At 75.7% G+C, this 12,416-nt stretch carries 10 protein-coding genes and 1 pseudogene; 6 read left to right on the top strand and 5 right to left on the bottom strand.

Annotated elements, in window-relative coordinates; translation table 11 throughout:
* Nucleotides 1-432 (top strand): annotated as a pseudogene (locus ABZY31_RS21790) (hypothetical protein); the annotation flags it as partial.
* Between the two features lie 72 nt (nucleotides 433-504).
* On the opposite strand, the gene ABZY31_RS21785 reads toward ABZY31_RS21790, so the two are convergent.
* Nucleotides 505-1,794 carry a bifunctional GNAT family N-acetyltransferase/ATP-binding protein gene (locus tag ABZY31_RS21785; protein ID WP_356412770.1) on the bottom strand — a complete coding sequence of 430 codons (1,290 nt, stop codon included), beginning with the start codon at nucleotides 1,792-1,794 and terminating at the stop codon, nucleotides 505-507.
* A gap of 173 nt (nucleotides 1,795-1,967) precedes the next feature.
* Between ABZY31_RS21785 and ABZY31_RS21780 the strand changes: the two genes are divergently transcribed.
* Both ABZY31_RS21780 and ABZY31_RS21775 read left to right on the top strand, forming a co-directional pair.
* Nucleotides 1,968-3,572 carry a hypothetical protein gene (locus ABZY31_RS21780; protein WP_356412769.1) on the top strand — a complete coding sequence of 535 codons (1,605 nt, stop codon included), beginning with the start codon at nucleotides 1,968-1,970 and terminating at the stop codon, nucleotides 3,570-3,572.
* Nucleotides 3,573-3,665: 93 nt separating this feature from the next.
* Nucleotides 3,666-4,472, top strand: a complete 807-nt coding sequence (locus ABZY31_RS21775) for a serine protease (RefSeq protein WP_356412767.1) — start codon at nucleotides 3,666-3,668, stop codon at nucleotides 4,470-4,472.
* 13 nt (nucleotides 4,473-4,485) lie between these two features.
* Here ABZY31_RS21775 and ABZY31_RS21770 read toward each other — a convergent pair whose 3' ends face one another.
* From ABZY31_RS21770 to ABZY31_RS21760, 3 genes are all read right to left on the bottom strand, one after another.
* Nucleotides 4,486-4,992 (bottom strand): NUDIX domain-containing protein, encoded by a 507-nt coding sequence (locus ABZY31_RS21770; RefSeq protein ID WP_356412766.1) that lies wholly within the window; start codon nucleotides 4,990-4,992, stop codon nucleotides 4,486-4,488.
* 9 nt (nucleotides 4,993-5,001) lie between these two features.
* Nucleotides 5,002-6,651, bottom strand: a complete 1,650-nt coding sequence (gene lnt / locus ABZY31_RS21765) for an apolipoprotein N-acyltransferase (RefSeq protein WP_356412764.1) — start codon at nucleotides 6,649-6,651, stop codon at nucleotides 5,002-5,004.
* A 152-nt stretch (nucleotides 6,652-6,803) separates the two neighbouring features.
* Nucleotides 6,804-7,319 carry a hypothetical protein gene (locus ABZY31_RS21760; RefSeq protein ID WP_356412762.1) on the bottom strand — a complete coding sequence of 172 codons (516 nt, stop codon included), beginning with the start codon at nucleotides 7,317-7,319 and terminating at the stop codon, nucleotides 6,804-6,806.
* Nucleotides 7,320-7,547: 228 nt separating this feature from the next.
* On the opposite strand from ABZY31_RS21760, the gene ABZY31_RS21755 reads away from it, so the two are divergent.
* Both ABZY31_RS21755 and ABZY31_RS21750 read left to right on the top strand, forming a co-directional pair.
* Nucleotides 7,548-8,522 carry an ADP-ribosylglycohydrolase family protein gene (locus ABZY31_RS21755; RefSeq protein WP_356412761.1) on the top strand — a complete coding sequence of 325 codons (975 nt, stop codon included), beginning with the start codon at nucleotides 7,548-7,550 and terminating at the stop codon, nucleotides 8,520-8,522.
* Between the two features lie 78 nt (nucleotides 8,523-8,600).
* Nucleotides 8,601-9,173, top strand: a complete 573-nt coding sequence (locus tag ABZY31_RS21750; RefSeq protein ID WP_356412759.1) for a hypothetical protein — start codon at nucleotides 8,601-8,603, stop codon at nucleotides 9,171-9,173.
* Nucleotides 9,174-9,183: 10 nt separating this feature from the next.
* On the opposite strand, the gene ABZY31_RS21745 is transcribed toward ABZY31_RS21750, so the two are convergent.
* The gene (locus tag ABZY31_RS21745) at nucleotides 9,184-9,981 is read right to left on the bottom strand and encodes an aspartate/glutamate racemase family protein (protein ID WP_356412757.1); all 798 of its coding nucleotides are present in this window, start codon (nucleotides 9,979-9,981) and stop codon (nucleotides 9,184-9,186) included.
* 1,156 nt (nucleotides 9,982-11,137) lie between these two features.
* Here ABZY31_RS21745 and ABZY31_RS21740 point away from each other — a divergent pair.
* A complete protein-coding gene (locus ABZY31_RS21740; RefSeq protein WP_356412756.1) occupies nucleotides 11,138-12,310 on the top strand; it encodes a glycosyltransferase in 1,173 nt (390 codons plus the stop codon).
* Nucleotides 12,311-12,416: the final 106 nt, after the last annotated feature.

The following is a 12,416-nucleotide window of genomic DNA, read 5'->3' as shown; positions in this document are numbered from 1 at the left end:
GGCGCGGCCGAGGCGCCCCGGCCGCGCCGCCGCCGGGGCGCGGGGCTGCGCCGCTACGCGCTCGCGCTGCTGGTGCTGGCGGCCGTGATCGCCTACCTGGGCTGGCAGCGGTACGGGCCCGCCGTGGTGGTGCGGGACGTGGTCGTGAGCACCGATGCGCGGGGCCCGGCCTGCGATTCGGCCGCCGACGTGGTGGCCGTCGTACGGACCGACGGGCGCCCGGGGACTCTCTCCTACCGCTGGGTCCGCAGCGACGGCAGCCGCTCGGACCTGCTGACCGAGCGGGTGCCGCGCGGTCAGCGGGAGGCGCGGCTGCACCTGCTGTGGACCTTCCGCGGCACGGGCGACTACCCGGCGCGGGCAGAGGTGCGGATCGAGGAACCCGGCCGGCACACGGCGGCGGTGGAATTCGTCTACCGCTGCCCCCGGTAGCGGGAGCGGACGGGGCGGGGCCCGGCCGGGCCGCGGGCAGGCGGATCACCGCGCGCCCGGCGGCGTCGGCACTCAGAACCGTGCGTGCGCCGTGATGTCCGCCTCGAACTGCCCGGTCAGCGCCGGGGTCACCGTCGGACGGCACTGGGCCACGGCCGCCAGGTAGTCCTCGGTGCTCGCGCCGGGCGGCCCGCCCAGCGCCCCGCGGACGCCCGCCCCCTCCAGGTCCCGCTCGAAGGACACCTGCGCCGCGATCCGCGCCGCGTGCTCGATGTCGGCCGGCGTGAACAGCTCGCTCGCCGCGACCAGGGCGGCGACGTCGACGTCCGCGCGCCCCGCCGTGTAACGGGCCCAGATGGCGGCGCGCGCCCCGGCGTCCGGCGTGCCGATGGGGATGAGGTAGTCGAAGCGGCCGGGCCGCAGGAACGCCGGGTCCAGCGACCGGATCGAGTTGGTCGCGCAGACCAGCAGCCGCTCCCCGCCCTCCCGGAAGCCGGGTATCAGCTTGAGCAGCTCGTTGGTGACCCCGTGGATCCCGCCGGGCTGCGCGGGTTCGCTGCGCATGGGCGCGATCTCCTCGACCTCGTCGATGAAGACCAGGACCCGCTCCAGCTCGGCGATGCGGGTGAAGGCGCCGCGCAGCGCGGTGGCCAGGTTGCCCTCGTCGGCGAGCCGGGAGGGCAGGAGTTCCACGAAGGGCCAGCCCAGGCGGGAGGCGATCGCGCGGGCGAAGGTCGTCTTGCCGGTGCCGGGCGGCCCGAAGAGGGTGATGGCGCGCGGCGGCCGCACGCCGTGCTGCGCGGCCCGCTCCGGTTCGGCGAGCGGCAGCACCACCCGCCGTTCGATCAGGTCCTTCTCCGTCTCCATGCCCGCGACCGCGTCCCACAGGTCGGCGGGCAGGAAGCGGCCGCCCAGTTCGTCGAGGAGCCCGGCCGCCGGTCCGTGCAGGGGCTCGGTCTTCTCGAAGTAGGCGACCGCGGGCTGACGCGTGTACCCGGCGTTGAGGAGCCCCTCGCCGAGCAGGTCCTCCTCGGGCAGGACGTACGCGATCCGGCCGACCCGGGCCGCGATCAGCCGGCGCTCCAGCTCGACCAGCAGGGCGCTGGCCAGGCCGCGGCCCCGCCAGCCCGCCGAGATGGCGATCCGCATCACCCACGCCCGCTCCCCCGCGACACAGGCCAGGGCCGCGCCGATCGGAACGCCCTGGTGGACCGCGACCACGGCGGGCTGGCGGCCGGTGAGCGCGCTGATGCACTCGGCGAGCGAGAAGACGGACTCCTGGCCCAGTTCGGCGGTGGTGTCGATCAGGTGGACGACCGCCGCGAGATCGCTCTCGCGGTAGTCGTGGATGAGCCAGTTCACCGGGTGCCGCCCCTCGTCGTACTGCGCCTGCGTGTTCCCTGCGGTGAGGCTAGGGCCGGGGCCCTCGGGCGATCACGTACCGCGGCGCACAACAAGCGGTCGGGAACCCTCCGCCGCGTCCATAGACTGGGCGCTTGCGCCCCGAACGAACGACCGAGGACCCGAGCACTCCCATGACTTCCGGCATACCTGGCCCGTCCGGCACCTCCGAGGCCGCGTCCTCCCGTGCCGGGAGCAGGTGGGACGGGACCCCACCGGTCGGGTCCGCACCGGGCGGGGCCCCGGCGGTCCGGGCCGTGCAGGCGGTCCGGCCGCGCGCCGTCCGTCGCGCGGCCGGGTGGCTGGTTCCCGTCCTGTGGACCCTGGGGCTCGGACTGTGGGGGATCACCCGGCAGAACAGTGTCTGGCGCGACGAGGCGGCGACCTGGCAGGTGGCCCGGCGCTCGACCGGCGAGATCTGGCACATGCTCGGCAGCGTCGACGCCGTGCACGGGCTGTACTACCTGCTGATGCACGGCCTCTTCGCGGTCTTCGGGGCGAGCCCGGTGACCCTGCGGCTGCCCTCGGTGCTGGCGGTCGCGGCCGCGGCGGGCTGTGCGGCGGTCCTCGCGCGCCGGCTGACCCCGGGACGGGCCGGGTGCTGGGCGGGGCTCGGCGCCGGAACCGTCCTCGCGCTGCTCCCGGCCGTACAGTTCCAGCTCCAGGAGGGCCGGCCGTACGCCCTCGTGCTGGCCGGGGCGGCGCTCTCGACCCTGCTGCTGGTCCGGCGGCTGGAGGGCCCGCCGGGCGGGCGGAGCGGGTGGGCGCGCTGGGCGGCGTACGCGCTGGTGGTGCTGGTCTGCGCGCTGCTGAACTGGCTCTCCCTGCTGATCCTGCCCGCCCACGCGGCCACCCTGTGGTGGGTGCGGGCGCGCGGCGCGGTGGTGCGGCCGTGGGCCGTCGCGGCGGCGGGAGCGGTGCTGGGGGCGCTGCCGCTGGTCCTCTTCAGCCGGACCCAGTCCGGGCAGGTCTCCTGGATACCGCCGCTGACCTGGCCGATGCTGACCGGCCCCGCGGTCCTGCTCGCGATCGGCGGCGTCTGCGCCCTGGTGGAGCGGCCGCGCGCCGGGCGGCTGTCGGTCGCCTCCGTCGGGCTGCCGCTGCTGGTGGTGCCCTTCGGCGCGCTGGCCGGGCTGTCCCTGGTGCAGCCGCTGTTCCTCGACCGGTACGTGCTCTTCGCGATGCTCGGCCTGGCGCTGCTGATCGGCGCCGCCCTGAGCGCGGGCGTACGGGCCACCGCGCGCCGATCGCCGCGGGGGGCCGCGCTGGTGGTTCCGGTGGCGGTCCTCGGAGCGGCGCTGGCGATGCTGCCCATGGAGCTGGACCGGCGGGCACCGGCCAGCCGGGTGGACGACGTGCTCGCCGTGGCGGACGAGGTGGCCCGGCTGAAGGGCCCCGGGGACGCGGTGCTCTTCGTACCGGCCGCCCGCCGGGACACGGCGCTCGTCTCGCCCGGCCGCTTCGCGGGCCTGGCCGACATCGCGCTCGTACGGTCCCCCGCGGCGTCCGGGACCCTCAAGGGCGTGGAGGACGAGGACCCGGCCAGGCTGCGTGCGGCGATGCTGGCGCACCGGCGGATCCTGCTGGTCACGGACGCGGCGGCGGTGGCGAAGCCGTCGGGCGCGGAGCGGGACCGGGTGAAGGCCGCGGTGCTCCGGGAGGCCTTCGTGGCGGTCGCCGACCGGCAGGTGCGGGGGCGCAGGGTGACGGTGTACGAGCGGACCCCTGACGCACATTAGGGCGTCCGGGTTCCCGTTGCGGGGCACGAATTCACAGGGGATTCTTATGGAATCCGAGGCTCCGGCCAAAGGTTCGCGTTCCATCCTCTGACCATGATCCAGCGCATCCTTCCCCGACAGGCCCCCCGCGCGCGCCGCGCAGCCCGTGTCGTGCTGGCGATCGCCGCGATGTCAGCCCTGCTCACGGTCGACATCCCGGACGCCTCGGCGGCCCCGCCGCCGGGGGTGACCGTCCTGGCCCCGGCGGACGGCGCGGCCCGGCGGGTGGGCGCCCTCTTCGCGGGCGGAACGGACGGCGGCCACTACTGCACCGCCTCCGTGGTCCGCAGCGACGGCCACGACGTGATCGCGACGGCCGCGCACTGCCTGGGCGACGTGCGCAACACCGTCTTCGTGCCGGGCTACCGGGACGGCACCGCGCCGTACGGGGTGTGGCAGCTCACCGGTCAGTACGTCGACCCGAGCTGGCAGGACGCGCACGACCCCGACGCGGACATCTCCTTCGCGACGGTCGCCCCGCTGGACGGGCGCCGGATCGAGGACGTGGTCGGCGGCTTCCCGGTGATCGCCGAGCAGCCCGACGACGTGACGGTGACGGTCCTCGGTTACCCGGCGGCCGAGGAGACCCCGCTCCTGTGCTCGAACGACACCACGATGCAGAGCGACACCCAGCGCCGCATCGGCTGCCCCGACCTGACCGGCGGCACGAGCGGCAGCCCGTGGCTGGCGCACGGCGCGCTGGTGGGCGTGCTGGGCGGCTACCAAGCGGGCGGCGAGGTCCCGGAGGTCTCCTACAGCGCGGTCATGGGCGACGCCGCGCAGGCGCTGTACCGCGAGGCGGCGGGCCGCTCCGCCGACCCGGGCGTCCACCACTGGATCCGGGACACCTGGTGGTCGTAAGCCCCCCGGCCCCTCACGCGGTCTGCGGCGGCAGCGCCAGGGACTCGTCCGGCACCTCGAACCAGGTGCGCTCCTCGTCCGAGAGGGCCCGGTGGATGCGGTCCAGGGCGAAGGGCTCCAGCGGCGGCAGCGCGTCGACGGTGAACCAGCCCACCTCCAGCGACTCCGCGTCGTTGACCCGGGCCTCGCCGCCGGTGGCGCGGCAGCGGAAGGTGATGTCGGTGAACTGGCACTCGTCCCCGTTGGGGTAGACCACCGGGGACAGCTGCTGGACCAGCACGACCCGCTCCGGAACGCACCGGACCGCCGTCTCCTCGTACACCTCGCGCACCGCGGTCAGCGCGGGCTGCTCCCCCGGCTCGCAGATCCCGCCGATGACGGACCAGCGGCCGGTGTCCGTGCGCCGCCCGAGCAGCACCCGCCCGAGATCGTCGATGACGATGGCCGTCACACCGGGCAGCAGGAGCAGCCGGTGACCGGCGTGTTCGCGGATCCTGCGGATGAACTCGGGGGTACTCATCCCCCGACCCTACGACGCGTCGCGCCGGGCCCGGATCCCGCGCAGCAGGACCCAGCCGAAACCGCCCGCGGCCAGGGCGAGCAGGGCGTACTCCGCCAGCGGGCCGACGCGGGTGGCCGGGGTCTGCGAGGAGCGCAGCGGGATGGTGGCGACGAGCGCGTCCGGGGTGAACATCTTCGTCTGCCGGACGACCTTGCCGTCGGGCTGGATGACGGCGCTGACCCCGCTCGTGACGGGGACGAGGACGGTCCGGCTGTGCTCGACGGCCCGGACCCGGTCCATGGCGAGCTGCTGGTAGGTCATCTCGCTGCGCCCGAAGGTGGCGTTGTTGCTGGGGACGGCGATCACCTGGGCGCCCGCGCGGACGGTGGAGCGCACGGCGTCGTCGAAGGCGGCCTCGAAGCAGGTGACCATCCCGACCCCGCTACCGGCCATGTCGAAGACGCCGGGCTCCTTGCCCGGGCCGAAGTCGCGGCGGACCCGGTCCACGTCGGAGCTGAAGATCCGTACGAAGGAGCGCATCGGCATGCGCTCGCCGAACGGCTGGATCTTGCGCTTGTCGTACGTCGAGGTGGGGCCCTTGACCGGGTCCCACAGGATCATCGTGTTGCGCAGCGGGCCGGTCTCCGGGGCCAGCACCGAGCCGATGGCCACGGGCACCCCGATGGCCTTGACGGCCCGGTCGATCACGGCGTAGGCGTCGGCCTCCGCGAAGGGGTCCAGGTCGGAGGAGTTCTCCGGCCAGACCACGAAGTCGGGCTTCGGCACCCGGCCGGCCCGGACGTCGTCGGCGAGCTGGAGCGTGCGCTTGGCGTGGTTGTCGAGGACCGCGCGGCGCTGCGAGTTGAAGTCGAGCCCTATCGTCGGCACGTTGCCCTGGATGACGGCGGCCACCGCGGTGCCGTCCTCGGCGGCGTCGGATACCAGCGGCCGGGCGGCGAGGGCCGCGGCGAGCGGGAGGGCCACGCTGAGCGCGGCGACGGAGGCGGTCACGGCGGTCGACCGCGTCACGGCGCCCCCGGCGGCCTTCGGGCGGCGGGCGACGCGCAGCGCCTCGTACAGGCCGAACCCGCACAGGGCGACGGCGAAGCCGACCAGCGGGGTGCCGCCGAGGGCGGCCAGCGGCAGGAAGAACCCGTCGGCCTGGCCGAAGGCGATCTTGCCCCAGGGGAAACCGCCGAACGGGATCCGGGCCCGGACCGCCTCGCCCGCGACCCAGACGGCCGCGGCCCACAGCGGCCAGGCCGGCAGCCGCCGGACCAGCGTGATCCCGAGCCCGGTGAGCCCGACGAACACCGCCTCCAGCACCGCGAGCGCCAGCCACGGCACCGGACCGACCTCCTCACCGGTCCAGAAGAGCAGCGGCAGCATGAAGCCGAGCCCGGCCAGCAGCCCGAAGCCGAACCCGGCGCGCGCCCGGCGCACGCCGAGGCACCAGCCGAGCAGGACGAAGGCGAAGGGGGCCAGCCACCACAGGGGCCGGGGCGGGAAGCTCAGGTACAGGAGCACCCCGGCCGCCACCGAGCCGCCGGCGCGCAGCGCCCAGGCGATCCGGCGCGCCCGGCGGGCGGCCGGGGCTTCGGAGGGCTCGACGGAGGGGTCGGCGGGTGGTTCGACGGGGGGCTCGCTCTCGACCGCACGGGTGGCGCTGCTGCTCATCTGGCGGAGTGTACGTCGCCCACCTGGGCGCGGGGGTGCCCGGAGGGCCCGGGGGCCGCGGCGGTGGTCCGCACGCGGGCCCTCGGCGGCCCGTGCGAAGGGCTGTACAGGTCGAGTGGCCCGTGCGAAGGGCTGTACAGGTCGAGTGGTGGCTAGCGGGTGAGGGCGCGCAGGTGGGTGCGGATGACGCGTACGGCGTTCTCCGCGTCGTCGACCGTGACGGTGAAGATCTTGCCGTCACCCAGGCGCAGTTCCAGGCCCTCGCCGCGTCGGACGACGACGGCGGTGCCCTTCTCGGGCCGCCAGCGGTAGCCCCAGCCGCCCCACTGCTGCGGGGTGATCCGGGGGACGAACTCGGCCGCGGTCACCTCGGCGAGCCGGATCCGGCGGCGCGGCAGCCCTATGTGGCCGCAGCGGACCTCCATGTTCTCGGCATCGACGGTGACGGCGACGTGGACGAAGGCGAGGGTTCCGTAGAGGATCAGCAGCCCGGCCGCGAGGCAGCCGACCACCGACATCACCAGCGGGACGATCCCGGCGGTCCAGGCGGAGTCGACGGCGAGTTCGATGCCGAGCGCCAGGCAGGCCGCGCCGGCGGCGGCGATGAGCCACTGCGCGCGGTTGGAGGCCCGGCCGGTCCAGAGCGGGCCCGGAGGGTGGTCCGTCATGTCCAGCAGCGTACCCACGTTCCGCCCCCGCGCCACCGCCCCTCGGCCCTTTGGCGCAAGGACGGTGTGCGGGGTTGCGCAGGGGCAGGCCTGCGGCGACCTGCCGGTGGTTACGCTGCTCCGGTGAACCAGGACCGGAGAGATCTGCTGCGGAACGCGGCCGTCGACGTACCGGCGTGGGCAGGCGGGCGGGCGCGGGCTGACGCAGGGCACGGACGGGCGCACCCCGTGAGCCCGCACGACGGCGACCGCATCGACCGCGCCGTCGGGGCCGTCCTGGGCTCGGCCGTCGGGGACGCGTTGGGCGCCCCTTTCGAGTTCGGGCCCGAGGGCGCGTTCTCGGCCCGCTTCCCGACGCCGGGCGGGGGCGGCGAGATGTGCGGGGGCGGCGGCTGGGAGCCGGGCGAGGCGACCGACGACACCCAGATGGCCGTCCTGGTGGGCGAATCGCTGCTGGAGCACGGCGGGCTCCGGCTGCCCGACGTCTTCGACCGGTTCCAACGGTGGGCGGCGGGCGAACCGAAGGACATCGGACTGCAGACGGAGGACGTACTGACGAACGGCGAGCCCTGGGACCTCGCCGCGGCACTGCACTTCCAGATCAACGCCCGGGCCGCGGGCAATGGTTCCCTGATGCGTGCGTCGACTTCGGCGGTGTACTTCGCCGCCGCGGGCCGGACCGCCACGATGGACGCCGGCCGCCGGATCGCGGCGCTCACGCACGGCGACGCGGCGGCCTGGGAGGGGACGGCGGTGCTGCACGAGCTGGTCCGTACCGCCCTGGCGGGAGCCGACCCCCTGGCGGCCCTGCCCGAGGTGCTCGGCGCGGTGGACCCCGGCCACCGGGAGCGCTACGCCCGGGTCCTCGCACCGGACTGGCGTCCCGCGCTGGCGACCGAGTTCAACGGCGCGGTGTGGCCCTGCCTGGGCACCGCGGTGTGGGCACTGCGGACGACGGACGGCTTCGAGGAGGCGCTGCGGGCGGCCGTGGACGTCGGCGGTGACACGGACACGGTGGCGGCGGTGACCGGAACCCTGGCCGGAGCCGTCTACGGATCCGAGGCGATCCCCCGGCGGTGGACGGGCCCCCTGCACGTACCGCTGCCCGGATTCGCCGGCAGGGTGCTGGACGCCGCCGCGCTGCGGGAACTGGCCGCGTCGCTCACGACCGCCGGGCGGCCGGGACATCAGCCCGCAGGCTGACTCGCGGCTCCCCCGCGCGGGCGGCGGTACCGACGCGGGGGTGACGACCGGCCGCAGAGGACCGAAGAGGCTGGTGCCATGACAGCGACCGACGGACTCCGACCGAACCCGACCGCACGGAACCCGATCGCACCGGACACGACCGCGCACGGCACCGCGCGGCCGGTCCCGCCCTGGGCTTCGCTCATTGCCCACGCGATCCCACTCCTGCTGCTTCCCCAGTGCCTGTGGCGGTTGCCGTTCGCCTTCGGCTTCGAGATGGGGCTGGAGACGGACGGGGCGATGCCGTCGTCGTGGTGGATTTCCGTCCCCTACGTCTTCGGGCTCAGCTTGATCACGGAGGGGTTCGCCCTGCTGTCCTTCGGACTGGTGCGGGGATGGGGCGAGGTCGCCCCCTCATGGCTGCCGTTCATCGGCGGGAAGCGGATCGCTCCCCTTGCGGCGATCGTCCCCGCCACCCTCGGCGGCCTGGGCGCGACCGCGTTCTGGGCACCCGTGCTGCTGAGCTGGTTCGGTGTGGGGGACGCCGCCGGTTTCCGCGGTGACGGCTGGGAGACGCTGGCCCGCCTCTGCATCGCCCCCGGGATGCTGTGGGGACCGCTCGTCCTGCTCTTGACCTGGGCCTACTCCACGCGCCGGCGTCGAACCTAGGGAGTGTCCCCTAACGCGCGGCGGCGTCCTGTGGTTCCGCGGCGAGGAGGCGTCCCTCCGCGTACCCGAGGGCGGCGGACGGGAGGCGTCCGGGGCGGCCGCTGTGCAGCACGGTCAGGGTGCCGGTGCGCGGCAGGCCGGGCTCGGGGCGGACGCCGATACGGCGCAGGGCCTGCGCGGCGACGGGCTCCGCCGACCCGTGGAAGACGAGCGCCGCGCCCCCGGTGCGGGTCGCGAGCGCGGCCCGGATGGCGGTCTCGACGAGTTCGTAGTGCGTGCAGCCGAGGACCACGTCGGTGACGTCCGGCGGGGTCAGCGCGGCGGCCGCGGCGACGGCCCGTACGACGGCTTCCTCGTCCCCGTGCTCGACCGCGTCGGCCAGACCGGGGCAGGGCACCTCGGTGACCGGGACGCCCGCGGCGAAGTCGCGGATCAGCCCGCGCTGGTAGGGGCTTCCGGTCGTAGCCGGGGTGGCCCAGATGGCGACCCGGCCGCCGCGGGCCGCGGCGGGCTTGATCGCGGGAACCGTGCCGACGACCGGAACGCCCGGCTCCAGCTCCGCCCGCAGGGTGGGCAGGGAGTGCACGGAGGCGGTGTTGCAGGCGACGATCAGGGCCCGGGGGCGCAGCGCGGCGGCGGCGCGCGCGACCGTCAGCGCCCGACCGGTGAGGTCGGCCGGGGTACGCGGTCCCCAGGGCATTCCGTCGGGGTCGGAGGAGAGGACCAGGTCGGCGTCCGGCCGCAGCCGTCGCACCGCGGCGGCCGCCGCGAGGAGGCCGATGCCGGAGTCCATGAGCGCGATCTTCACTTGGTCACCTTAATCGACCCCCGCCACGCCCCCACCCGGCACGCCCCGTTTCCGGCCGCGCAGGCCCCCGGGCGGAGGTCGGCCGGGGGTCCGCCCGGGGGCGGGCGGAGGTCGGCCGGAGCCGGGCGGAGGCCCGCCGGTGGCGGGCGGAGGTCCGCCGGTGGCGGGCGGAGGTCCGCCGGTGGCGGGCGGAGGCCGACCAGAGCCGGGCCGGAGCCGGGGCAGGAGCTGCGGGCCGGGCCCGCACCGAGCGCCCACGCGCGGCACCCGTGGCCGGGTCCCGCCCAGGGATCTGCCCGGGGGCGCCCGGCGGGGAGCCCAGCGAGGGGCCCGCCCCGAGCCCCGGCCGGGGCCCCGCCAGGCGCCCGTACCCGGGTACGCCCAGGGACCGTGCGCGGGGGCGCCCCGCAGGGGGCCGTCCGAGCCCCGGCAGGGGCCCGGCAAGGCGCCCCTGCCCAGGGACCGCCCCGGGACCGTATCCGGGGCGCCCCGCACGGAGGCCGAGCGACGGGCCCGGTAGGCCCGCAGGGCAGGGGCTCCGGCACAGGCCCGCGTACGTGGTGCCCCCGCAGGGGACCCGAGCCGGGGGGCCCGTACAGGAGAGCCGAGCGAGGCGTCCGCACAAAAGGGCCGGGGCCCACCCAGGCTGCCTCTCAGCCCCCAGGCTGCGACGGGGACTCGAAGGCCCCGCGCCCCGCGCCCGGCCTCGCGACCAGTCCGTACAGGAGCCCGCGCCCGGCACCCACCCCCCACAACGCGCACCCCCAGCCGCAGGCCGGCGGCCCGACGCCAGGCAGGCGCCCGACGGCCACGCCGAGTGCAGGACACGCAGGCCCGACGTCCGGCCTCCGAGGGAGGGCCCGACGGCCAAGCCGGGTGCCAGGCCCACGGGCCGACAACGCGATGCCCGAGCCGAGCGCCCGACGCCAGACCAGGTCAGGCCAGGCCAGGCCAGGCCAGGCACCAAACGGCCACGCCGGGTGCCCGACACGCGGGCCCGACGTCCGGCAGCCAAGCCGAATGCCCGCCGCGCAGGCCGACGCCCCGACGGCCAGGGCGGACGCCCTTCACCCGCGCCAGCAGCCGAGACTCCGCCCCGCAATCCCCCCTGGCGTGGATGCGCGACACCCGGGCCCCGTTTCGGCACACTGCGGGAATGGGCCCCCTCAGCATCGCCGCCTGTGCCTCGCTCGCCGTCTGGCTCTGGCTCACCTTCGGCCAGGGCATGTTCTGGCGGACCGATGTCCGCCTGCCGCCGCGCACCCCGCCCGCCCGGTGGCCCTCGGTCGCCGTCGTCGTGCCCGCCCGGGACGAGGCCGCGGTGCTGCCGCTGAGCCTGCCGTCGCTGCTGGCCCAGGACTATCCCGGCGAGGCCGAGGTGTTCCTCGTCGACGACGGGAGCACCGACGGCACCGGCGCGCTCGCGCGCGCCCTGGCCCGCGAGCACCCCGGACTGCCGCTCACCGTCTGCTCCCCCGGTGAGCCGGACGCCGGCTGGACGGGCAAGCTGTGGGCCCTGCGGCACGGGATCGGGCTGGCCCGCGCCACGGAGGCCGGGGCTCCGGAGTACCTGCTGCTCACCGACGCGGACATCGCGCACGAGCCGGACAGCCTGCGCGAGCTGGTCTCGGCCGCGGTCTCGGCCGACCTCGACCTCGTGTCGCTGATGGCGCGGCTGCGCATCGTCACCGTCTGGGAGCGGCTGGTCGTGCCGGCCTTCGTCTACTTCTTCGCCCAGCTCTACCCCTTCCGCTGGATCAACCGGCAGGCGGGGCGGACCGCCGCCGCGGCAGGCGGGTGCGTATTGCTGCGCACGGAGGCTGCCGTACGGGCGGCCGTACCGGAGTCCATCCGCCAGGCCGTGATCGACGACGTGTCCCTCGCCCGCGCGGTGCGGCGCAGCGGTGGCCGGATCTGGCTGGGGCTGGCGGAGCGGGTGGACAGCGTGCGTCCGTACGACGGGCTCGGGGACCTGTGGCGGATGGTCTCGCGCAGTGCCTACGCACAGCTGCGTCACCAGCCGTCGCTGCTGGTGGGGACGGTGGCGGGACTGGCCCTCGTCTACCTCGCACCGCCGGTGACGTGCTGCGCGGGGCTGCTGACGGGGCGGCCCGTGGCCGCGGCGGCGGGCGCCGCGGCCTGGCTGCTGATGGCCGGTACGTACCTGCCGATGCTGCGCTACTACCGGCAGTCGGCGGCGCTCGCGCCACTGCTGCCACTGACCGCGCTGCTCTACCTGCTGATGACGGTCGACTCGGCCGTGCAGCACTACCGCGGGCGCGGCGCCGCGTGGAAGGGACGCACCTACGCCCGCCCCAGCGACGCCTGAAACGGCTTCCGCTTGCGGCCTGAACCGGCGTCATCCGAGGTCACAGCCGTGTGACGGACATTCACCCGACGCACCGTCAGGCAGGTACGAGTACGAACAAGCCGGG

It is taken from the genome of Streptomyces sp. NPDC006529, assembly GCF_040611795.1.
GTDB lineage: Bacteria > Actinomycetota > Actinomycetes > Streptomycetales > Streptomycetaceae > Streptomyces.
Note: the sequence above shows the minus strand (reverse complement) of the source record. Positions and strands in the feature narration are given on the sequence as shown.

Coding starts and splice junctions, on each gene's coding strand:
- ABZY31_RS21775 (WP_356412767.1), top strand. CDS start 3,666: ATGATCCAGCGCATCCTTCCCCGACAGGCCCCCCGCGCGCGCCGCGCA.
- ABZY31_RS21740 (WP_356412756.1), top strand. CDS start 11,138: ATGGGCCCCCTCAGCATCGCCGCCTGTGCCTCGCTCGCCGTCTGGCTC.
- ABZY31_RS21780 (WP_356412769.1), top strand. CDS start 1,968: ATGACTTCCGGCATACCTGGCCCGTCCGGCACCTCCGAGGCCGCGTCC.
- ABZY31_RS21770 (WP_356412766.1), bottom strand. CDS start 4,992: ATGAGTACCCCCGAGTTCATCCGCAGGATCCGCGAACACGCCGGTCAC.
- lnt (WP_356412764.1), bottom strand. CDS start 6,651: ATGAGCAGCAGCGCCACCCGTGCGGTCGAGAGCGAGCCCCCCGTCGAA.
- ABZY31_RS21750 (WP_356412759.1), top strand. CDS start 8,601: ATGACAGCGACCGACGGACTCCGACCGAACCCGACCGCACGGAACCCG.
- ABZY31_RS21760 (WP_356412762.1), bottom strand. CDS start 7,319: ATGACGGACCACCCTCCGGGCCCGCTCTGGACCGGCCGGGCCTCCAAC.